This window comes from Hydrogenibacillus schlegelii (assembly GCF_001653195.1).
GTDB lineage: Bacteria > Bacillota > Bacilli > Thermicanales > DSM-22653 > Hydrogenibacillus > Hydrogenibacillus schlegelii.
The window spans coordinates 89,300-108,911 of sequence record NZ_JXBB01000045.1 but is presented as its reverse complement, the minus strand read 5'-3'; the positions used below and the strand labels follow the sequence as shown (position 1 = coordinate 108,911).

21 protein-coding genes are annotated in these 19,612 nt (G+C 69.1%); 1 reads left to right on the top strand and 20 read right to left on the bottom strand.

The window, feature by feature from the left end; genetic code table 11:
- Window positions 1-11: 11 nt before the first annotated feature.
- Both dapB and SA87_RS10030 read right to left on the bottom strand, forming a co-directional pair.
- Window positions 12-836, bottom strand: a complete 825-nt coding sequence (dapB, locus tag SA87_RS10035) for a 4-hydroxy-tetrahydrodipicolinate reductase (protein WP_066202549.1) — start codon at window positions 834-836, stop codon at window positions 12-14.
- Window positions 833-1,204, bottom strand: coding sequence for a nucleotide pyrophosphohydrolase (locus SA87_RS10030; protein WP_066202546.1), 372 nt, complete (start codon window positions 1,202-1,204; stop codon window positions 833-835). The genes dapB and SA87_RS10030 overlap by 4 nt, the downstream gene beginning before the upstream one ends.
- Window positions 1,205-1,334: 130 nt before the next feature.
- Here SA87_RS10030 and SA87_RS10025 point away from each other — a divergent pair, with 130 nt between their 5' ends.
- Window positions 1,335-2,207 (top strand): YitT family protein, encoded by an 873-nt coding sequence (locus tag SA87_RS10025; RefSeq protein ID WP_066202543.1) that lies wholly within the window; start codon window positions 1,335-1,337, stop codon window positions 2,205-2,207.
- Between the two features lie 136 nt (window positions 2,208-2,343).
- Here SA87_RS10025 and SA87_RS10020 read toward each other — a convergent pair whose 3' ends face one another.
- The 18 genes from SA87_RS10020 to SA87_RS14275 form a co-directional block, all read right to left on the bottom strand.
- The gene (locus tag SA87_RS10020; protein WP_066202538.1) at window positions 2,344-2,703 is read right to left on the bottom strand and encodes a c-type cytochrome; all 360 of its coding nucleotides are present in this window, start codon (window positions 2,701-2,703) and stop codon (window positions 2,344-2,346) included.
- Window positions 2,704-2,811: 108 nt separating this feature from the next.
- Window positions 2,812-3,603, bottom strand: coding sequence for a menaquinol-cytochrome c reductase cytochrome b/c subunit (locus tag SA87_RS10015; protein ID WP_245637709.1), 792 nt, complete (start codon window positions 3,601-3,603; stop codon window positions 2,812-2,814).
- A 265-nt stretch (window positions 3,604-3,868) separates the two neighbouring features.
- The gene (gene qcrB, locus SA87_RS10010; RefSeq protein ID WP_409359813.1) at window positions 3,869-4,537 is read right to left on the bottom strand and encodes a menaquinol-cytochrome c reductase cytochrome b subunit; all 669 of its coding nucleotides are present in this window, start codon (window positions 4,535-4,537) and stop codon (window positions 3,869-3,871) included.
- Between the two features lie 16 nt (window positions 4,538-4,553).
- Window positions 4,554-5,003 (bottom strand): QcrA and Rieske domain-containing protein, encoded by a 450-nt coding sequence (locus SA87_RS10005; RefSeq protein WP_066202619.1) that lies wholly within the window; start codon window positions 5,001-5,003, stop codon window positions 4,554-4,556.
- Between the two features lie 309 nt (window positions 5,004-5,312).
- The gene (locus tag SA87_RS10000; protein WP_169816955.1) at window positions 5,313-5,747 is read right to left on the bottom strand and encodes a hypothetical protein; all 435 of its coding nucleotides are present in this window, start codon (window positions 5,745-5,747) and stop codon (window positions 5,313-5,315) included.
- Window positions 5,748-5,788: 41 nt separating this feature from the next.
- Window positions 5,789-6,001 (bottom strand): IDEAL domain-containing protein, encoded by a 213-nt coding sequence (locus SA87_RS09995; RefSeq protein WP_066441300.1) that lies wholly within the window; start codon window positions 5,999-6,001, stop codon window positions 5,789-5,791.
- A 73-nt stretch (window positions 6,002-6,074) separates the two neighbouring features.
- Window positions 6,075-6,551, bottom strand: a complete 477-nt coding sequence (locus SA87_RS09990; RefSeq protein ID WP_066202529.1) for a hypothetical protein — start codon at window positions 6,549-6,551, stop codon at window positions 6,075-6,077.
- Window positions 6,548-7,135 (bottom strand): RNA polymerase sigma factor, encoded by a 588-nt coding sequence (locus SA87_RS09985; protein WP_066202528.1) that lies wholly within the window; start codon window positions 7,133-7,135, stop codon window positions 6,548-6,550. The genes SA87_RS09990 and SA87_RS09985 overlap by 4 nt, the downstream gene beginning before the upstream one ends.
- A 37-nt stretch (window positions 7,136-7,172) precedes the next feature.
- Window positions 7,173-8,339, bottom strand: coding sequence for a hypothetical protein (locus tag SA87_RS09980; RefSeq protein ID WP_066202525.1), 1,167 nt, complete (start codon window positions 8,337-8,339; stop codon window positions 7,173-7,175).
- Window positions 8,340-8,768: 429 nt separating this feature from the next.
- Entirely contained in the window at window positions 8,769-10,400 is a 1,632-nt protein-coding gene (gene aroA / locus SA87_RS09975; protein WP_066202523.1) for a 3-phosphoshikimate 1-carboxyvinyltransferase, read from the bottom strand.
- The gene (locus tag SA87_RS09970) at window positions 10,397-11,566 is read right to left on the bottom strand and encodes a prephenate dehydrogenase (RefSeq protein ID WP_066202520.1); all 1,170 of its coding nucleotides are present in this window, start codon (window positions 11,564-11,566) and stop codon (window positions 10,397-10,399) included. Before SA87_RS09970 ends, aroA begins: the two co-directional genes overlap by 4 nt.
- A complete protein-coding gene (hisC, locus tag SA87_RS09965; protein WP_066202617.1) occupies window positions 11,563-12,657 on the bottom strand; it encodes a histidinol-phosphate transaminase in 1,095 nt (364 codons plus the stop codon). Before hisC ends, SA87_RS09970 begins: the two co-directional genes overlap by 4 nt.
- 147 nt (window positions 12,658-12,804) lie before the next feature.
- On the bottom strand, window positions 12,805-13,599 hold the full coding sequence (gene trpA / locus SA87_RS09960; RefSeq protein WP_066202519.1) for a tryptophan synthase subunit alpha: 795 nt from the start codon (window positions 13,597-13,599) through the stop codon (window positions 12,805-12,807).
- A 20-nt stretch (window positions 13,600-13,619) separates the two neighbouring features.
- Window positions 13,620-14,858: a tryptophan synthase subunit beta gene (trpB, locus tag SA87_RS09955; RefSeq protein ID WP_066441993.1), complete on the bottom strand. Its 1,239-nt coding sequence runs from the start codon at window positions 14,856-14,858 to the stop codon at window positions 13,620-13,622.
- Between the two features lie 244 nt (window positions 14,859-15,102).
- On the bottom strand, window positions 15,103-15,816 hold the full coding sequence (locus tag SA87_RS09950; RefSeq protein ID WP_066202517.1) for a phosphoribosylanthranilate isomerase: 714 nt from the start codon (window positions 15,814-15,816) through the stop codon (window positions 15,103-15,105).
- On the bottom strand, window positions 15,813-16,655 hold the full coding sequence (gene trpC, locus SA87_RS09945) for an indole-3-glycerol phosphate synthase TrpC (protein ID WP_066202515.1): 843 nt from the start codon (window positions 16,653-16,655) through the stop codon (window positions 15,813-15,815). Before trpC ends, SA87_RS09950 begins: the two co-directional genes overlap by 4 nt.
- Complete coding sequence (trpD, locus tag SA87_RS09940) at window positions 16,648-17,670, bottom strand: anthranilate phosphoribosyltransferase (protein ID WP_066202512.1); 1,023 nt, start codon at window positions 17,668-17,670, stop codon at window positions 16,648-16,650. The genes trpC and trpD overlap by 8 nt, the downstream gene beginning before the upstream one ends.
- 53 nt (window positions 17,671-17,723) lie before the next feature.
- Window positions 17,724-19,313, bottom strand: coding sequence for an anthranilate synthase component I family protein (locus tag SA87_RS14275; RefSeq protein WP_156516534.1), 1,590 nt, complete (start codon window positions 19,311-19,313; stop codon window positions 17,724-17,726).
- Window positions 19,314-19,612: the final 299 nt, after the last annotated feature.

Here is a 19,612-nt window from a genome sequence, read left to right as displayed (position 1 = left end):
CGCGTCCTCCGTCAGTCCAGGAGATTTTCCAGCCCGACGACGAGCCGATCAAGCGTCATCACCTTTTCCACGGCGAGCCGAAGCCCCGGCATGAACGCCGCTCGGGTCGTCGCGTCATGCCGGAGGAGGAGCGTCTCTCCTTCTCCGCCGAAAAGAACCTCTTGATGGGCGACGAGCCCCGGAAGGCGGACGCTGTGAATCGGGATGCCGTTCAGGATGAGCCCCCGGGACGGCGGCGCCATCTCCTCCACCGCCTCGAGGCGGGCGCCGGGGCCGCTTCGCTCCGCCGCCGGGTCCCGAACCGGTGCCCCGAGGCGCGCCGCCTCTTCGGCCGGCCGCCGGCGGGCCCGGGCGATCGCCGCCGCCGTCATGAGGGCCGTCCCGCTCGGCGCATCCCGCTTCATGGCATGGTGAAGCTCGACGATCTCGGCCGCCGGGAAGTACTTCGCCACCTCCGCCGCCAGGCGGATCATCAGCACCGCCCCGAGGGCAAAATTGGCGGCGATGACGCCCCCCAGGCGCCGAGCGCCGGCCCGGGCGGAAAGCTCGGCGATCTCCTCGGGCTGAAGCCCCGTCGTGCCGATCACCGGCCGGACGCCGTGCTCGATCGCCGCCCGGGCGTGGCCGTAGACGACCTCCGGCGTCGTAAAATCGATGAACACGTCCGCCCCCGGCGCGAGCGCCTCTCCCACCGACCCGTACGTCGGCACCCCGTCCAGCGTCCGGCCCTTCGGGTCGACGATGCCGACGAGGCGAAAATGCGGCGTCCGGTCGATCATCGCCACGACTTCCCGGCCCATCCGGCCGAACGCCCCCGCCAGCACGATCCGGATCATGACCGCGCCTCCCCCTTTGGCGTCCAGCGATCTTTGTCCCGCGTGCGATATTTGGCCATCACCGCCTCATACGCCCGGCCGAGGTCGATCCCCTGGGCATTGGCAAACGACACGAGGACGAAAAAGAGGTCGCCGAGCTCAAGCTCGATGGACCCTTCCGGTTCTTCGGGTTTCTTCCGTTTTGCCCCGTAGCGGTGCGAAACTTCCCGGGCGAGCTCGCCGAGCTCCTCGGCGAACCGGGCGATCATCTCCATCGGGCTGAAGTACCCTTCCTGAAAACGGCCGATGAGAGCGTCGACCTCCGCCTGAATCTCCGGAAGCGTCTTCGGTCGGCCGAGCTCCGGCGCCGAGGCTGCTTCATGGACCACCGTTGACCCTCCCTGTGGCCATCTCTCCTCATGGTAGCGAAAACGGCCGCCGGAAACAAATGCAAAGTGCTATAATGAGAAGCGGTGGCCGAACGACGGATGGCAACGGACGTGCGAAAGGAGAAGTTTCGTGCGCCGAACCCGCTTCGCGTCCCATCTCAAATCCATCGCCGGCATCGCCCTCGGTTCGGCGATCTTCGCCTTCGGTCTGAACGCCTTCACCATCTCCAACGGCCTCGCCGAAGGCGGCCTCACCGGCATCGCGCTCATGTTCAACTACCTCTTCGGCATCCCGCCGGGGTGGTTTTTGCTCGCCGCCAACGGTCCGCTCCTCGTTCTGGGGTGGCGCACCCTCGGGGGTCGGGCGATGATCATGACCGTCGTCGGCACCGTCCTGAGCTCCGTCTTCATCGAAGCCCTCGCCTTTCTTCGAACCCCCCCGATGGACGACACCCTGCTCGCCGCCCTCTACGCCGGAGCGGCGATCGGCACCGGCCTCGGCCTCATCTTCCGTTTCGGCGGCACGACCGGCGGCGTCGACATCGTCGCGCGGGTGGTGAACAAATACCGCGGCACGAGCATGGGCCGGACGATGTTCATGATCGACGCCGGCGTCATCGCCCTGTCGATGCTCACCTATCTCGACACCGAGCGGGCGATGTACACGATCGTCTCCCTCACCGTCGCCGCCCGAGTGATCGACTTCGTCCAGGAGACGGCCTACAGCGCCCGCATGGTCCTCATCGTCTCCGACCGGATCGACGCCATCGCCCACCGCATCCTCCACGAGCTCGGCCGCGGCGCGACGATCATCCAGAGCCGCGGCGCCTATACGAACGCCGAACGGCCGATGCTCTACTGCGTCGTCGCCCGGAACGAAGTCGTCCACCTGAAGGCGATCATCATGGCCGAAGACCCGACCGCCTTCGTCGTCATCAGCGACGCCCACGACGTCCACGGCGAAGGCTTCACCCTCGACGAAGAAAAACGGCCGATCCGCTGACCGCCCAACCTCCCATGCCGACAAAACCGACTCCAACGACAAAAGCGACCGCCGAAAAAGCCCCCGGCATTCGGGGGCTTTTTCGGCGGTCGGACGAGCCAAGGTCCGCCGGCCTCCGGCGGTCTCCCGGCGACCCTCACCGGTGGGAAAGCACCCACTCGGCGAGCGCTTTTTTCTCCGCATCGCTTCCGTTGAACATCCCCGGCGGCATGACGCCCATCGAACCCTTCCGGCCGTTCGTGATGATGTCCACCACCTCATCGACCGAAAGGTTGAGCCCGACGAGGCTCGGCGCCGCCGGCGTCCCTTTCAGATCCTGCCCGTGGCAGCTCGCGCAGCTCTGCTGGAAGGCCGCCTGCGGGTCAAAATTGGCCGCCGTCTCGCCTTCCGCCGCCGACGGCCCCTTCCCCTTCGTCGGGAGGTAGACGAAAAAGACGAGAAGAAGAAGGAGGACCGTCCCGCCGAGCATGAGGAAGTAAAACGGCTTTCGCGTCATTCCCCACTCACCTTTCCCGCCCCTTTCCGGCGCCGGCGCCGCCACGCCCCGGCCGCCGGCCGCTTCCGTCCTATCGGCCGCGGGCCGACGGTCCGGTCCGGGAGCGCCTCACTGATGGGAGAGCACCCATTCGGCGAGCTGCTTTTTCTGCTCATCCGTTCCCTGGAACATCCCCGGCGGCATGACGCCCATCGAGCCCTTCCGGCCGTTCGTGATGATGTCCACCACCTCGTCGACCGAAAGGTTGAGTCCGACGAGGCTCGGCGCCGCCGGCGTCCCTTTCAGATCCTGCCCGTGGCAGCTCGCGCAGCTCGCAATAAAAGCCTGCTCCGGATCGAAGGCTGCCCCTTCCGCCGCCGGCGGCGGAGGCGGAGGCGGCGTCGCGGCGGCCGCCTCCGCCTGCTGGGCCTTATGCGACGCGACCGCCTGGTAGGTCAGGACGACGATGCTCGCGACGACGAACAGCATGAGGGCCGTCGCCACCGGCCGCCGGGACGGACGGCGTTCCGGACTCCGGTCGAGCCACGGCGCGAGCAAAAGGAGCAGGCTGAAGATCCCGGGGATGATCACCGTCCCGAGGACGATCATGCTGCCGGGGATGTACTTGAGAAGCTGGTACAGGAAGAGAAAGTACCAGTCCGGCATCGGAGTGTACGTCGTATCGTTCGGGTCCGCCGCATGGGGCTCGAGCGGCGCCGGGTGCGAAATGACGAGCGCCATGAACCCGACGAGAAAGACGACCGCCGCCATCCATTCTTTGAGAAGAAAGTTCGGGAAAAACGGCTCCGTCTTCCCCGGATACTCGCTGTACGGCTTCGGGAGGCGTTTCTCCCGCCGCACCGGGATCCGGGAATCGCCCACGTACTTCACGGACGCTTTGTCCTGCCGCTCGCCTGCCACGCCCTTTCCTCCTTTTCCCGTTCCCGTCCGGTTTGCCTCTCCCCCGGACCGCCTTCGGCGGTTTGGCCCCGCAGGTTCCGTACTCTTCGGCGGACCGACCGCCCGCGCCGCTTCGGCGGTGCCGACCGTCGGCGCTTAACAAACGAAATCGTCGACGAGCGCCGCTCCCGGCACCGCCGGATAAAAGTCCCGCTTCCGATCTGGCCGCCCCATCGGGCGAAGCCGAACGCGAGCGCCGCAACCGCCCGTCCGGGGGCGAAGGGGATCACAGCGGACCGGAGATGCCCTGCCGGCGGATGAGGATGAAGTGGATCGCCAGAAGCAAAAGCAAAAGCCCCGGCAGGAAAAACACGTGGATGGCGAAAAAGCGGGCCAGCGTCGCCGCGCCGACGATGTCGCCGCCGGCGAGGAACGACTTCACATACGGCCCGACGATCGGCACCGTCTCGGCGATCTCCAGCCCGACCTTTGTCGCAAAATACGCCTTGTTGTCCCACGGGAGGAGATAGCCGGTAAAGCCGAGGCCGAGGACGACGGCGAAGATGAGGACGCCGACGACCCAGTTCATCTCGCGAGGCTTCTTGTAAGCGCCGGTGAAGAACACCCGGAGCATATGCAGGAACATCATGACGATGACGACGGACGCGCCCCAGTGATGCATGCCCCGGACGATGTAGCCGAAGGCGACTTCGGTTTGCAAATATTTGACGCTGTTGTAGGCGTTTACAATATCGGGGGTATAGTACATGGTCAAAAACATCCCGGACAGGATCTGGATGACGATAGTAAAAAACGTCAGTCCTCCGAAACAGTAGACGAACGCCGAAAAATGGTGCGCCGGGTTGACGTGCTCCGGCACCTCATGGTCGGCGATGTCCCGCCAAATCGGCGAAAGATCAAGCCGCTCGTCCAGCCAGTTGTAGATTCTTTGCATCAACGTCCATCCCTCCTCACGTCCGCTGGATCAGCGGGCCGAGATAGAGCTTGCCGCCTTCGACCTTGACCTCATAGAGGTCGAGGGGGGCCCGCGGCGGCGTACCGGGGACGTTGATGCCGTCTTTCGTGTACAGTCCCCCGTGGCACGGACAGTAGAACATGTTCGGGTGCTCCGGGCTGGCGTTCCAGTTCACCGTGCAGCCGAGGTGCTTGCAGATCGGCGACAGGGCGACGATCTCCGACCCTTCTTTGTAGACCCAAGCGGAGTACGTCGTCGCCTGGTTTTTCACCCACGCGTCGTTGATCTTCAGGGTGAATTCAAACCGCTTCGGCTCGTCGGTGATCTCGTTCACGTCGGCCACCGGCACGAAAGGCTTCTCCTCGCCCGCCTTGAGAAGCGGATCGACCGCCATGCGGAGGGGCGGGACGAGGAGCATGGACGCCATAAATCCGCCCGTCCCCATGAGCGTGTACGTCAAAAACTGCCGGCGGGTGATCTCCCCCTCCCGGCCCCCCCCGGCATCGTCCGGGGCCCCGAAATGCGGTTGCGACGCGCTCTCGGCCATCCCATCTCGCCCCCTTTGCACCGTCCGTCACAAGCCGGCGCCTGAAAAAAGCGCCGCGATCGGTCCTTGCGCCGCAAAAGTCGCGCCATTTTACGACCATTTCCGTCTTGCGGCGACGCCCAGTGCCATCATAGCCAAGGCGTAAAAGCGCTGTCAAGAATTCCCCCGGCCCCCGGCGCCCGGCGGCGTCCATCTGTCAACAAACGTTCACGATTCGCCGCCGTGCCACGTATCCACAATCACCCTGTACCACATCCGCTCGTCTCCGTTTGGCGGAAGAACGATGAGGCGACCGGAGGCGCCGTCCTCCCCCGTCCGAGCGCCGGGAAGCGCCTCGTCGAGCGGGGCCAGAAACACATAGCGGAACGCCCGCCGCACCGCCTCAAATTCCATGCTTTCCTTCCGGAGCCGGCCGTATTCGATCACCGGGGGCAGAAGCGCCAGTCGCCCCCGGAGCGACGCCTCCAGGCGGCCGAGCGCCTCCAGCCGGGTCCAAAGCCTTCGTCCCGCCGTGACGACGTCCGGTTCCACCGGAAACGCCGCCACGCCGATCAGGGCGCTGTCCACGAAGGCCAGCGCCGCCGCCCACGCTTCCCAGTCCTCCGGACCGTATCGCACCGCGTTTTTCCCCCTCTTTCGCATCGCCGGCCATTCATAAAATGGAAAAAGGGCCGCTCCGGCCCTTATGCGCCCCGGTTTGACCTTTCCCCGTCCGGTTCCGTCAGGCGGGCGAGCTCCGCCGCGAGCTCCATGAACCGGCCTCGGTCGTGGGCGGCCAGCGCGGCGTCGATCTCCTCCCGAAGCCGCCGGATGTGGTACTGGCGGATCGCCTCTTCAAGAACGAGCTCCGCCATCACCCCGTACAGCGGGTTCGTCACCGGAGTTCTCGGTTCCACGGGCGGCACCCCCTCGGGCGATGGCTTCGTCCATCCCCAGTCATTGCCAACCCGCAGATCGCTTATACCGGCCTCATGCCGAACGGCCGAACCACCATCGCAGAAAAAGAAGCACCACGAGTCCGCCGAAGAGCCCGAAGACGAGGGTGCCGTTGACGGTCATCGCCGGCCAGAAGGGGTGGTACGGAAGGAGTTCCCCCGCGGCGGCCACCGCCCCCGGATAGGCTGCCGGCGGGAACGCCGGCGGCGCCTCCTGGACGAGCAGGGCGTGCATGAGCGGCCCGCTGCCGACCGGCGGTTTGAGCTCCGCTCCTTGCGCCGGCTCCACCGGCGGCGCGCCTTTTTGGATCAGGCCGACGGCCAGAAGAAGCACCAGGCCGAGCAAGACGAAAAAGAGCACCCCCACGATTCGCGCCTGCCGAACGATCGACTCCGGGTGATCGGGATACGCCCACCGGGCTTCCGCCCGCACCCGGGCCATGATCGCCTCGACCCGCGCCTCCTCCGCTCCGCCTCGGGGGTCCCTTTTGTCTGCCCGGCCGCCGTTCACCGCCGCCTTCCCTCCATCCGCCCGTCGCGTATGTACGGTTCGAGCTTTTCCTTGAGCGTCGTTCGGGCGCGGAACAGGAGCGATTTGACCGAACTGACCGTAAGCCCCAGGCGGTCGGCGATGTCCCTGTACTCCATTTCCTCGTACTCCCGAAGCACCAGGGCTTTGCGCTGCCGCTCCGGAAGCGCCATGATCGCCTGCCGGACCAGCGCCGCCGTCTCCCCGACGATGATCGTCTCCTCCGGCGGTCGAAACGGAGATCGGAGCCGCTCCTTCAGCCGGTCGTCAAGGGCGACGTCCTGGTGCCGGCTCCGCCGGAGCTCGCTCAGAACGGTGTTCCGTGCGATCGTAAACAACCACGTCGAAAAGGCCGCCTCGTCGTCCCGAAACGCATGCAGGCTGTGAAACGCTTTGAGAAACGTCTCCTGCACCATGTCGTCGACGAGGTCCTCCAGGCGATAGGCGGTGAGGTACTGCCGGACAAACTGCCGGAGCCGCGGCTCGTAACAGCGGATCAGATCCGCAAACCGCTCGACCTCGCCGTCTTTGATCGCCCGGATGATTTCCTGCTCCCGATCGCACAAGGCGTCCCACGCTCCCCTTTCGCGGTCGCCCGCACGGTTATACGCCCATCCGCGGCCGGAGTTGCCCGGCGCAGAGAAACGCCTCCGGGGCAAACGTCGCCCGCGGCTTCAAAAACCGGCCCCGCCCGAACGGAAGCGGCGACGCCGGATCGGCCATCCCCCGCACCCACACTTCCGTCGTCCCGTCTGGCCGGACGAGAGCAAAATCGGCATCAGCTCCCGGCGCGAGGCGCCCCTTCGGCCCGTAGAGGCCGCTCCAGCGCCAACCGCCGGCGGTTCGACCGATCGCCGATAAAAAAAACGTCCGGACATAAATTCCAGCGCTACAGAGTCCATGATACCAGTCCGCTGCCGCCCCGTCAACCGCCTCGTCCCGCCCTTCCGCCAACAAAAAGAGCGTCACCCGGAGCGGAAAACCGTCCAACCGATCCCGAAGATCGTGAAAAAACCGCCCCCCCGGCGGGGGCGCATCGACGGCGATGACCGCCTCGAGGAGCCCGAGATCCCGAAGCGCCCGGATGAGCCGCTCTCCCCGACGCCCGAACAGCTTGGATGCCGCCATCACCGGTTTGAGCGTAAAATCGAACGGACTCAAGGCATGCCGGGCCGCCGCCTGCCGGACCGCCGCCGGAAGCTCCTCCGGCGCCGACACCGGCACCCAGTCCACGAACGCCGTGTAACCCTCCCGGGCGAGGCCGGCCATCGCTTCCCGGTAGACCTTAAGCCCGAGGGGCTCCGCCCGACCGGCCAAGAACGCCGCCGGGTCGTCGCCGCGCGCCCAGAGCGGCCCGTCGTACAGCCGGCCCGGGCAAAGGCGCGTCTTTGGCGGGAGCACCACCGTCCGCTCCGCCTGCGCCCGCCCGAGGACACCGCCCAGGTCGTAGATCCGGCCGTTTACGATCGAAAAGGCGACGACGCCCCCTCCCAGGGCGACGGTCTCCCTTCCCTCCCAAGCCGTTTCTCGACCGTTCAAAGCCGTTTCCGCCGTCTCCGGGATCCCGCTCTCTGTCACCGCCCGGGCCGCCGCTTCTTTCGCCCCCGAGAGGCCGATCCCCGCCTCTCCCCGGACCGCGGCGTCCGCCCGCTCCGAAGCGACCGCCTGTGCGCCCTTCGCGAGGGCCGCTTTCGCGCCCCGCGCGGGCGCCGCATTCGGCCGGTCCGGCGGCCCGTCACAAGGCGTTCCGATCACCCAGACCGCCTGCATCTTCCCGCCTCCCGCCGCCGACGCACGATTTTTCCCCTCATGCCTATGACGGCCGAAGGGACGATATGCCGCGAACCGGCGAAAACGGGCGATGCCGGCGGCGACCGAAGGGGCGATTCGCCCGAGACGGGCGAAAAGCGAGGCGACCTGAGAGGGAGGCGGCCACAACGCGGAAGCGGCAAAAAAAAGCGCCCGCGCATCTCGCGGGCGCTGCGCCGACGTCGGAAGCCGACCGGCGCCAAGTGAAGATAGGAGTGGAGAGAAACCATACCTGTCTTTAAAGTATACCGCCGACCTCCCGGACGTCAAGCGCTTTCAAGAAACCGATAACTGCAAACGTTACCGTTTTCCTCATCGCTTTACGGCTTTGCCGCGGCTTGTCGCCGAAATCGACGCCCGCGCCGGATCCGGCCCGCGCTTTTTGCCGTCTCAAGCGCCGGCTTCCTCGCCGGCATCCGTCGCCAAAGCGGCGTCGACCGCTTCGACGGCGGCGCCCAGCCGGACGAGGTCGGCGAAAAAGTCCGGATACGACACCTGGACCGCCTCCGCCCCGACGATCTCCGTCGCCCCCTCGCCGTCCGGCCGGGCGAGGAGCCCCGCCACGGCAAAGGCCATCGCCAGCCGGTGGTCGCCACGGGCATGCACCCGGGCCGGGCGGAGCGGCGTCGGCCCTTCGATGACCATCCCGTCGTCCCTCGCTTCGACCCGGGCGCCCATCGCCCGGAGCCCTTCGACGACGTGGGCGATCCGGTCCGTCTCTTTCACCCGAAGTTCCGCCGCATCCCGGATCACCGTCCGCCCCCGCGCCTGCGTCGCCAGCACCGCGATCACCGGGAGTTCATCGATGAGCCGGGGGACGAGGGCGCCGCCGACCTCCGTCCCGACGAGGGGACCGGCGGTCACCCGGACGTCCGCCACCGGTTCGCCGGCCGGCCCGCCCGCCTCGACACCGGAAAGTCGCCCGTCGGACGGTTGGTCCGCTTCCCATCCCGCCTCCGGACCACCGGACGGACGCACCTCGACGCCGGCGCCCATCGCCCGCAAAACGTCCAGCATCCCCGTCCGGGTCGGGTTCACTCCGACGCCGGCCACGACGATGTCGGCGTCCGGATGGGCCGCGGCGAGCGCAAAGAAAAACGCCGCCGACGAAAAATCCCCCGGGACGGCGAGGTCGACCGGCCGGAGCCGGTCGACCGGTCGGACGGTGATCGTTCGCCCGCCCCCTTCCTCCGCCTCGATCCGAAGCGCTCCCGGCGCAAACGCCGCGAGGAGCCGTTCCGTGTGGTCCCGGCTTTCCGTCGGCTCTTCAATCACGCTCTCCCCGTCGGCAAACAGCCCCGCCAGGATGAGGGCCGACTTTACCTGAGCGCTTGCGACCGGCAGGCGGTAGCGAAGGGGGCGAAGCGACCCGCCCCGGACGGCGAGGGGGAGCCGTCGGCCGCCGTCCCGACCGTCGATCCGGGCGCCCATCGCCCGAAGCGGCTCGACCACCCGCTCCATCGGCCGGCGGACGAGGGACGCATCGCCGGTTAAGGCGGTAAAAAACGGCCGCGACGAAAGCAGCCCGAGAAGAAGCCGCGCCGTCGTCCCGGAATTTTCGGTGTCGATCACCCCGATCGGTTCCCGGAGCGCCTCCGGACCGCCGCCTTCGACGACGGCCGACCACCCGCCGGGCCCCTCGCCGAGAACGCGGACGCCGGCCGCTCCCGGGCGCCCGGATCGCCCGGCCGCGCCCGTCCCGGCGAGCGGGCCGGCCCCGGCGATCGAACCGCCCGCCAAAATCGTTCCGAACCTGCCGATCGCGCCGCCGGCCCAATCCGCCGCCCCCTGACCGGTCGAAGCGCGCCGCGCTTCTTCGATCGGGACGATCGGGACGCCGAGCGCCCGAAGGGCCGTCGCCGTCGCCCGAACGTCCGCCCCGCCCTGGAGGCCGACCAGCGTCGTCCGCCCCGCGGCGAGCGCCGAGAAGAGAAGCGCCCGATGGGAGATCGACTTGTCCCCCGGCACCCGGATGACCCCTGCCAGCCGGGCCGCCGGCCGGACGCGCACCACCGCCGTCACCGTCCCCGCCCTCCTTCTCCGCCCCCGGCCGGGCCGAAGGCTTTCATCTCGCCGTTGGAAAACGCATAAACCGGATACCCTGCCTCGACGAGGAGCGCCGCCGCCCGCTCCCGGTCCCGATCGTTGCGAAACGCGAGCCGGAGCACGCCGAAGACGTCCTCGCGAAGCTCCAGAATCTCGAGGTTCGTCAGGTTGATGCCCGCCGCGCCGAGGCGCGTCGCAAGCCGGCCGATCTCCCCCGGCCGGTCCGGGATGTCCACGAACAGGTCGTAGGCCGGCCGAATCGCCCCCGGCCGACGCTCCGGAAGCCGCGCCCGGTAGCGAGCCGCCGCGGCAAAAAATGCCTCGAGGGCCGGGCCATCCCCCGCCTCGAGCATCGCCCGAACCGACCGAAGGTCCGTCTCCCACTCCTCGAAGGCCGCCAGGATCGCCGCCCGGTTGTCCAGGACGATGTCCCGCCACATCTCCGGGTTGGAGGCGGCAATCCGCGTGAGGTCTTTAAATCCGCCGGCGGCAAGAAGCGCGTAATACGGGCTTTCCGCTTCCCGCCGGGCGAGCATCTGCACGAGGAGCGCCGCGACGACGTGCGGCAGGTGGCTGATCACGGCCACGACCCGGTCATGTTCCGCCGGATCCATCACCAACCACTTCACCCGGGCCGGCGCCAGCCAATCTTTGAGCCGCTCGACGTCGGCCGCCTCGGCGAGACGGCTCGGGCAGAGGACATAGTAGGCGTTTTCAAACAGGTCCGGATGCGCCGCCTCGACGCCCGACTTGTGAGACCCGGCCATCGGGTGGCCGCCGATGAAGCGGACGTCCCGGCCGGCAAACAGCGCCTCCGCCTCGGCGACGATCGACCGCTTCGTGCTGCCGACGTCGGTGACGATGACGCCGGGTTTGAGCCGCTCCTCCGCCAGGCGGCGAAGCGCCGGGACGATCGAGAGGACCGGAAGCGCCAGCACGATGAGATCCGCCGCCCGATACGCCGCCTCCGCCGCCTCCGGCCGGAGCGCCCGATCGATGAGCCCTCTTTGGGCGGCCCGCTCCGCTCGGGCGACGAGCCGGTCGACGCCGCTGACCCGAAGTCCCCGGGCCCGGAGGACGGCGGCGATCGAGCCGCCGATGAGGCCCATGCCGACGACGACCGCCTCGGTACGTTCCGTCATCGTCTTCGCCCCTCCAGGGCGTCGAGCGCCGCAAGCAGCCGGGCATTTTCCGCTTCCGTCCCGACGCTCACCCGGATGCCGCCGGGCACCGGCCGCACGATGACGCCCGCCGCCTCAAGCCGCGTCGCCAACCCGCGGCCGTCATCGTGGGGGAGATAGAGAAAGTTCGTCTCCGACGGGTACGGCCGAAACCCACGCGCCTCGAGCGCCTGCCGGAGCGCCGCCCGGGCCTTCCGGTTCGCCTCCCGGACGAAGGCGACGTGCGCCTCGTCTTCCAGAGCGAGCGTTGCCGCCAGCTGCGCCACCGCCGACGTATTGAACGGCTTTCGCACGCGCTCGAGCTCCCGGACGACTTCCGGCGCCGCGAGGGCGTAGCCGATGCGAAAGCCCGCCAGCCCGTACGCTTTGGAAAACGTCCGCAGGACGACGACGTTGGGATGCCGCCGCACCGCCGCCGGACCGTCGGGGTAATTCGGGTCCGACACATACTCGGCGTATGCCTCGTCCAGGACGACAAGCACCGTCTCCGGCACTTCGGCGAGAAAAGCCGCCCACCGCTCGCGGTCAAACACCGTCCCCGTCGGGTTGTTCGGGTTCGCCAGCCAGACGATCCGCGTTCGGGGGCCGATCGCCCGGAGCATCGCCGGGAGGTCAAGGCGCCCCTCCGGCCCCATCGGCACCGGAATCGGCACCCCGCCGGCGATGCGGGTCGCAATCGGATACATCGGAAAGGAAAGCTCCCCCATCACCGCCTCATCGCCGTCGGCAAGAAAGCGGAGGGCGATGAGCTGGATGAGCTCGTCCGCCCCGGCGCCGACGGCGATCCCCTCCGCCGGATGTCCCCACCGAAGCGAAAGGGCCCGCTTCAGCTCCCGGGCCGCCCCGTCCGGATAGCGGAGCCAGAGCTCCGGATCCGCTGAAAGCCGGGCAAGGAGCGCTTCTTGCACCTTCGGCGACGGCCCGTACGGGTTTTCGTTGCTGGCGAGCTTGATGACCGCATCGAGGCCGTACCGTTCCCGGATCTCGGCGATCGGTTTGCCCGGCTCGTAGATCGGGACATCGAGGGGCTTCATCCGGACCGAAAACGCCATCTTCCGCCCGCCTTTCTTTCCGCTGACCTTCACATACGCCACCGGATCTCCCGCGCCCGCTGCCGGATCAAGGCCGCGACCTTTCTTCCCCCGCTTCCTCCGGCGTCCGATTCGGCGCCCGATTCCGGCAGGCGCGATGATACGCCATCATAACACACCGGCGGCGCCGGCGCCAGCGGGCGGGCCGAAAAGGGCCGCGACCCACGGCTCCACCGCGCCCCCCTGGGCGAGGTGTCGGACGAGGGCGCTTCCGACGATCGCCCCGTCGGCCACCCCGGCGAGGGACGCCACCTGTTCCCGGCGGGAGATGCCGAACCCGACCGCCACCGGAAGCGCCGTCCGAGCCCGGACGTCCCGGATGAGCGCGTGAAGTTCCGGGGAGAGCACCTCCCGAGGTCCGGTCACGCCGAGAGACGAGACGACGTAGACAAAGCCCCGACGGCCGGCCAGGATCCGGTCGAGCCGGCGCCGGGAGGTGGGGGCGACGAGCGGGATGACGGGAACGTCGAACGCCTCCGCCGTCCGGAGCACCGCCGCGCTTTCTTCCGCCGGCAGATCCGGCACGATCAGCCCGTCGACGCCGGCCTCCGCCGCCGCCCGCACGAAATCCTCCACGCCCGCCCGAAAGAGGACGTTGGCGTACAAAAGGAGGACGATCGGCGGCGCTCCCTCCCTTCGGAGCCGGCGGACGAGATCGAGCACCGCCGCCGGCGTCGTGCCGGCGCGAAGCGCCCGGCCGGCCGCCTCGATGAGCACCGGCCCGTCGGCGATCGGGTCCGAATACGGCACGCCGAGCTCGACGATCGCCGCCCCGGCCCGGGCGAGCGCCCGGACGACCGCCGCCGTCTGCTCGAGATCGGGGTCGCCGGCCATGACGAACGGGATGAACGCCGGCCGGGTCCGGGCCGTCCGGAATGCCTCCAGAATGCGCGCTTCTCCCATGTCCTCCCCTCCCGCCTGTCTCATCGCTCCGGCGGCCCGCCGACAGCGCCCCTCGCGGCCGGATCGTCGGCGCCTCCGAGCACCGCGCCGAGACGACGGGCCACCGTTTCGACGTCTTTGTCCCCGCGGCCGGAGAGGCTCACGATCACCGGCCCCGTAAGCGAAGCGGCTGCCTTTTTCACGTACGCGAGGGCGTGGGCGCTCTCGAGGGCCGGCAGGATCCCCTCCAAACGACTTAAATCTTTAAGCGCCTCCAGCGCCTCCTCGTCGCGCACGGCAACGTACTCCGCCCGGCCGACGTCTTTGAGCCAGGCGTGCTCCGGCCCCACTCCGGGGTAGTCGAGGCCGGCGGAGACCGAGTGAGCCGGCCGGATGTGGCCGACGTCGTCTTGAAGCAAAAACGTGCGGGCGCCGTGAAGCACGCCCACCGACCCGGCGGAAAGGGGGGCCGCATGCCGGCCGCTTTCGATCCCTTCGCCGGCCGCCTCGACGCCGATGAGCCGCACCGGATCGCTTAAAAAAGGGTAAAAAATGCCGATCGCGTTCGACCCGCCGCCGACGCTGGCCACGACCGCCTCCGGCAGCCGGCCGAGGAGGCTCAGGCTTTGCGCCCGGGCCTCATCGCCGATCACCCGTTGCAACGTTCGCACCAGCAGCGGATACGGGTGCGGCCCGACCGCCGAGCCGAGGACGTAAAACGTTTCGTCGACGTGGGCGCTCCAGTGCCGGAGCGCTTCGTTGACGGCTTCTTTGAGCGTCCGGGTCCCGTGCCGGACCGCGACGACCTCGGCGCCCAAAAGCCGCATGCGGAACACATTGAGCGCCTGCCGGGCCATATCTTCTTCGCCCATAAAGATCGTGCACCGCATGCCGAGCAGGGCCGCCGCCGTCGCCGTCGCCACGCCGTGCTGGCCGGCCCCGGTTTCGGCGATGAGGCGCGACTTCCCCATCTCCCGGGCGAGAAGCGCCTGGCCGAGGGCGTTGTTGATCTTGTGGGCGCCGGTGTGCGCGAGGTCTTCCCGCTTGAGGTAGATCGACACCCCGTACGCCTCCGACAGGCGCGCCGCATACGTAAGCGGCGTCGGCCGGCCGACATATTCCTGGAGAAGCGCGGCCAGTTTCGCCTGAAAGCCCGGGCTCGGGACGATCCGCCGGACGGCGTCTTCGAGCTCCTCCAAAGCCGCCATGAGCGTCTCCGGGACGAACCGGCCGCCATACGGGCCAAACCGGCCCTCGGCGTCCGGAAGCGACCGGAGCACCTCCGGCGGGATCGGCCGCACGGGTTTGATCGGCCCGTTTTCCGGCACGGTTCCTTCCGCGTTTTTGGAAAGGTTTTCCTTCACCGATCGGCCTCCGCCGCGTCGGAGGCCTTCACCTCCTTCCAGGGACTCCTCCGGCATCGGGCAGCCGCTTCCACCGTCGGCGGCGAACGGACGACGGGGCCGCTTGCGGCGACCGGCGTCCGGGCGGCCGCCGGCCGATCGGCGGATCCCCCGAAGGCGTTCAGCGGGGCGGGGCCGTTTCTCCCCGGCTTCCCGCGTCCGTCGCCTCGGTCGTCACCGCTTCGGCCGCCGCCACCGCCTCGACGAAACGGCGGATCTTGGCAGCGTCTTTTTGGCCGCCGGTCTCGACGCCGCTTGAGACGTCCACCCCGTCCGGCCGGAAACGCCGGACGAGCGCGCCGACGGTCTCCGGCCGAAGCCCGCCGGCGACCCAGAGGGAAAGCCCGTATGCCCGGGCGAACGCCTGCCACTCGGGAATCATTTCCCAGTCGAACGCGGTCCCGGTCCCGCCGAAGGCGCCGGGGCGCCTGACATCCAGAAGGAGGATGTCAAACGGCGGGCGCCCGCCGCCGAGCCACCGCTCGGCCGCCTCCGGACCGGCCGCCGCGTCCATCGCCTTGATGACGGAAAGCCCCCATGTCCGACGGTAGGCTTCCACCACCTCCGGCGGCTCATCGCCGGAAAACTGGAGCGCCTCCAAGGAGGCGGCCTCGACCGCCGCCCGGACGAGGGCCGGGTCGGGATCGACGAAGACGCCCACCCGCCGCGCCGCGAGGCGGGTCAGATCGAGCCGCCGCACCGCCTCCGGCGTCACCCGTCGCCGGCTTTCGGCGAAGACGAAGCCGGCATACCGGATTCGATCCCCGAGGGCGGCGACGGCCTCGACGGCCGCCTGATCGCGAAGCCCACAGATTTTGATCGCCGTGCCGTTCATCGCGCCGCTCCCCGGCGGGAGGAGCGGTCGGCCGCCGGCCGGTCTTCCGAATCGTCCCCCGTTTCCCGGACGAGCGCCCGGACCGCCCGAACGAGATCCGGCTGGCGCATGAGGTATTCTCCGACGAGGACGGCGTCCACCCCGAGGGCGCCCAGGGCATCGACGTCTTCGGGTCCCCGGATGCCGCTTTCGCTCACGACGAGAACGTCGTTCGGGATCGAGCGGACGAGCCGCTCGGTCACGGCGCGGTCGGTGCGAAACGTCGCCAGATCCCGGTTGTTGATGCCGATGATCCGGGCGCCGGCCGAAAGGGCCACGTCGAGCTCCCGCTCATCGTGCACTTCGACGAGGGCCTCGAGGCCGAGGGCGTGCGCTTCGCCGAGGAGCCGCCCGACCTCCTCCGGCCGCAGGGCGCGGACGATGAGAAGCACCGCATCGGCGCCGAGGAGGCGGGATTCATAAAGCTGCAAAGGATCGAGGATAAAGTCCTTTCGCAGCACGGGCCGTTCGACGATCCGGGAAAAAAGGGGAAGATAGAGCCGATCGCCGAGAAACGACGGCCGGTCCGTCAGGACGCTCACCGCGTCGACCGCCGCCGCCCGGTAGGCGAGGGCGACGTCCACCGGGTCGAATCCTTCCCGAATGACGCCTTTCGAGGGGCTCGCCTTTTTCGCCTCGGCGATGAGGGCGACGCCCCGGCGGCGATTCCGGAGGGCCGCCGCGAGGGAGCGGACCGGAGAAAGCGGGCCCGCCTCCACCGCCCGCACGATCGCCGGGCCGACCGACCGCCGGAGTTCATCGACCTCCAGCCGCTTGTAGCTCACGATCGTCTCAAGCATCCGGCACCGGCACCTCCGCCCGCAGACGATCGAGGTACGCCGCCGCCCGGCCGCTTTCGATCGTCTCCGCCGCCAGACGCACCCCGTCCCGGAGCGACGGCGCCGCTTTGGCGACGTAGAGGGCGGCGCCGGCGTTGGCCAGAAGGAGGGCATAGTCGGCATTCATCGGCCGCCCCGTCGGCCGAAGGAGCCCCTCGACGAGGCGCGCGTTTTCGGCCGCATCGCCGGCGCCGTACGCTCCCGGCGGAAAGAGGGGAAGCCCCAGCGCCTCCGGGGTGAGGTCGTACTCGAGAAGGCGCCCGCCGTCGATCTCGAGCACCCGCGTCGGAGCGCTCACGGAGATTTCATCCAGCCCGTCGGCGGACGAGACGACGAGCGCCCGCTCCGTTCCGCCGGCGAGGAGCGCCCGGGCGATCGCCCCCTGATACCGCCGGTCGGCGACGCCGACGAGCTGGCGCCGGACGCCCGCCGGGTTGACGAGCGGCCCGAGGAGGTTCATCACCGTCGGGATGCCGAGGGCCCGCCGCACCGGCTGCACCCGGGCCAGGGCCGGATGATAGAGCGGCGCAAAGAGAAAGACGAACCCCGTCCGGCGAAGATAGGCCGCTGCCGTCTCCGGCGGAAGCTCCGTCGGAATTCCCAAGGCCCTGAGGACGTCGGCGCTCCCCGCCCGGCCCGAGACGGCCCGGTTGCCATGCTTGACGACTGGCACGCCGGCCGCCGCCGCGACGAGGGCCGCCGCCGTCGACACGTTGTACGTCCGACCGCCGTCGCCGCCGGTGCCGGCGGTGTCGATCGCCCCCGCCGGCGCCGAAATCGACCGGGCCAGGCCCCGGATGCCGGCGGCAAAGCCGGCGATCTCCTCCGCCGTCTCTCCTCGCCCTCTGAGCAGGCCGAAAAAGGCGGCGATGTGGACGTCGTCGACCTCCCCGCCGATGAGGCGCTCCATCGCCGCGCGGGCCTCGTCCTGCGCGAGCGTTTCCCCGGCGGCGAGCTTTCGCAACACATCCTGCATGGTTTCTCACCCCCGGTCGTTGTTCGAGCCTCGGACCTCCGCCGGCGCCCCTTCTACTGCCGGTGTCCTTTTCCCGTTGCGGCGAACGGCTCGGCATGCGCCGTCGACCGGGCGAGCGCCCGAAGGAGCGCCATCGCCTTCCGGCGGGTTTCTTCGAGCTCCCGCTCCGGCACCGACCCGGCGACGATGCCGGCGCCGGCCTGAACCGTAGCGCCGCCGGCGTAAAAGCGGATCGTCCGGATGGCGATGGCCAGATCGAGGTCGCCGTCCGGATGGATCCAGCCGACGCCCCCGGCGTACAGGCCCCGCGGCTCGGGCTCCAGCCGGCGGATCAGCGCGAGCGCCGCCGCACGGGGCGCGCCGCTCACGGTGCCGGCGGGGAAGAGGCGAAAGAGCGCCTCGACCGGCGTCACCTCACGGCGCAGCCGGCCGCTTAAGTGCGAGACGAGATGCATGACGTGGGAGTAGCGCTCCACCGTCCGGTACGCCTCGATCCGGACCGTCTCCGGATCGGCCACGGCCCGAAGGTCGTCCTCCGCCAGCCGGACGAGCATGTCGTGCTCGGCGGCCTCCTTCGCGTCGGCGAGAAGTTCCGCCTCCAGCCGCGCATCTTCCTCCGGCGTTTTCCCCCGGGGACGGGTGCCGGCGATCGGGCGGGTCGAGATCCGCCCGCCCTCGATCCGGACGAGGCTTTCCGGCGAACTCCCGGCGTAGACGTCCCCCCCGAAGCCGCTCAGATCGAGGAGGAAAAGGTAGGGCGACGGATTTTCGGCCCGAAGGTACCGGTAGACGAGAAAGGGATCGAACGTCCCCGCCACCTCATATCGCCGCGAAAGGACCACCTGTTCGACCGCTCCGCGGCGGACCGCCGCGAGCACCGATCCCACCTGCTCGACAAACGCCCCGTCCACGGGCTCGGCGGTCACCGGCATCTCGGGGACCTCCCCCCGATCGCCCTGAAGCGCCGGGAGCGCCGTCTTTCCCAGGCGGGCGACAAACGCCTCCGCCTCCGCCTCCAGCGCCGCCTCCGCCTCGGTCAGCGCCGCCCGCTCCGCCGACCCGAGTTCCGGTGACGAGAGCGGCACGAGGCCCACGTACGCCGCCGTCTTCGTCAGATGGTCGAACACGACGAGCCGACCGGGCAAAAAGACCCGGATGAGCGCGAGCGGATCCGCCGCGGAGGCCCCCTTTGCCCGGGCGTCTTTCGCCCGAGGCGCTCCCTCCGGCCCTTTCTCCGGCGTCGCCGGCCCCCGGATGACAGGCGCCTTGCCGCCGTATGCCAGCTCAAACGAAAAGGCGCCGATCGCCGCCCCGACGAACGGCACGTCCGGTGCCGGTGCACCCGGATGCCGCCGGATCCGGGTCAAAAACGCCTCCAGCGCCGCCTCCGGCGCCTCCGTGAGCCGCTCCTCCGTCCCGGACGAAAGATCGCGAATCCGCGCCGCCCCCGGACCGCCGGCCGATTCGACCGCGTAGGTGAAGGTCAAAAGCGGCCGGTAGGCCAGCACCGAATACCGCCCGACGCGGGCGCCGTGTTCGGCGCTTTCGAGAAGCGTCGGCCGTTCGGCGCGCAGCGCTTCGTAAGCGACGACCGGCGTCCAGGCGTCGGCATACAGCTTGCGCACGAGCGGATAATAGAACAAAAAAAGCCCTCCTCCCGATCGGAGAAGAGCATGGACGTTTTCGGCGAGCGTGCCAGAAGTCCGGCCGGTGCCCAAGCGGTCGTCGAAAGCCCCGTCCCGCCGCTTCCGATCCGGATCACCGGACGGTGCATCCACGCGGCTGAAGGACCGGTCTCGATGCTCCGCCGGAACAAAAACGTCTGCGCACGCGGCGATCTCAGACCGGCGCTCCAGCCGCCCTTCGACGCTCCGCTTCCCCTTGCCCCGAACGGGCCGCTCGACTCCGCTCGGCCATGCTCTTCTCTTCTCAACTCACCTGA